The 1,777-nt window shown below is 62.9% G+C and carries 1 protein-coding gene; it reads left to right on the top strand.

The features are described 5' to 3' along the window. Nucleotides 1-100: 100 nt before the first annotated feature. A complete protein-coding gene (locus GOB93_RS20825) occupies nucleotides 101-1,774 on the top strand; it encodes an OprO/OprP family phosphate-selective porin (RefSeq protein ID WP_173585264.1) in 1,674 nt (557 codons plus the stop codon). The last annotated feature ends 3 nt before the right edge of the window (nucleotides 1,775-1,777 follow it).

Raw genomic sequence — 1,777 nt, 5'->3', positions numbered from 1 at the left:
GTTGTCATAAAAGTGCCATGACAGTGTCATGGAGGTTTCACCCTGACCGGTGCGGTTACGGATTAACAGGCTGTCATCCTTAGCGCCCGGACAGAGGTCGATGACAATCTCCAGCCGTTTTGTACTGCTTTCCCTGACTGTGCTGAGCGGCGCATCAGCATTCGGGGTTTCTTCTTCCCACGCCGCCACCTCTGACAGCGAGGTTCTGGAACTTCGTCGCGAAATGGCCGAAATGCGCCGTGAAATGGCGATCATGCGCACGGAGCTGCATAAACCGGCCCCGGCCCCGCGCGGACATGCGGTCCGCACCCAGCGTCCCGGCGTTGCGGAGACGCCGGTCGGGGTTCCGAACTACAGCGGCTCGCCTGAAAGCGGCATCGCGTTCAATCAGGCCCAGCCGTCCTCCTATCATGTGACCGGAGCCGGACGCCCGGTCTCCGATCGCGGCATCGTATCGTCCTGGGAGGATTTCCAGAAAGCTTCCTCCGACACCGAAGTCGTCCGCGTCGGCGGCATGAAGATCGGCTTCCCGAACGGCCGCCCGACCATCCAGTCATCCGACGGGAAATATGCGTTCTCCATCGGCCTCGCCTTTCACGAGGATTTCGGCGGTTTCCTGACCGATGCGCCGCGTGGCAGCGAGCAGAAGGGGAAATTCAACTCCTTCACCTCCAACGCCCGCCGCCTGCGTGTGCCTCTCACCTTCCGCTACAAGGACTGGGTGGCGAACGTCACGCCTGACTTCGGCGCGAGCAACAATGACGGCGTTGACGGTCTCTACGAAGCCAACCTCAACTATGCCGGCCTGAAGAACACGATCCTGACGGTCGGTTACTTCCAGCCGCGCGTGACCGAGGAAGATTCCGAGAGCTCCAACGACTTCGAAATGATGGAGCGTCCGGGTATCACGGACATCGTCCGCAGCATCTCCGCCGGCGACGCCCGCTTCTCGGTCGGCGCTCTCCATTACGAGAAGCGCTGGTGGATCGCGGCCTACTTCACCGGCCAGCAGTTCGGCGCGCGTAACTCCACCGGATATTACGGCGGCGACGGCAATGTCGGCGACAGCCAGACCGGCGGCACCTTCCGTGCGGCCGGCCGGCCGGTCGCGACGAAGGACTGGGATCTGCATCTCGGCGTGTCGGCCGTTGCGGCGTTCAAACCCAGCGACGGCACGAATGGCCGCACCTTCAAGCTGAGCCAGCGTCCGGAGGTCAATCTGGGTGAGGACACCCTGCTTTCCACCGGCACGATGACCAATGTCGCCAATATCTGGGCGGCCGGTCCGGAGCTTGGTCTGCGCTGGAAGAACCTCGTCCTGAAGAGCGAATACTACCATATCGGCGTCAGCCGCTCGAAGCAGCTGGGCGGTGCGCCGATGTCGTCTCTCAACTTCCAGGGCTGGTATGCCGCGGCCAACTATACGCTGTTCGGCACGCCGCGCGCCTACAACTACAAGGAAGGCGCGTTTGCGGCCCCTGGCGTGAAAGAGGGCGAGGAGTTCAATCCGGCCACCGGTCACTGGGGTTCGCTCGAGCTCAGCGGGCGCTACAGCGTCGCCGATCTCAACAGCCGGCCCGACAGTGTCAGCGGCGTGCGGGGCGGGCAGCAGACGGTCTGGTCGGGTGGCCTGAACTGGTATCCCAACCGCCACTTCCGGGTGATGCTCGACTTCAACCACTTCATCGTCAGCCGAAACAGCAACGACGGAACCGTCAATATCTACGGACGCAACGGGAACTCCCTCGCCGCACGCGTCCAGGCAGCCTTCTGAGCA

This window comes from Acetobacter musti (assembly GCF_011516835.1).
GTDB lineage: Bacteria > Pseudomonadota > Alphaproteobacteria > Acetobacterales > Acetobacteraceae > Acetobacter > Acetobacter musti.
The sequence above is the reverse complement of the archived record's forward strand: the minus strand, read 5'-3'. Positions and strand labels throughout refer to the sequence as shown.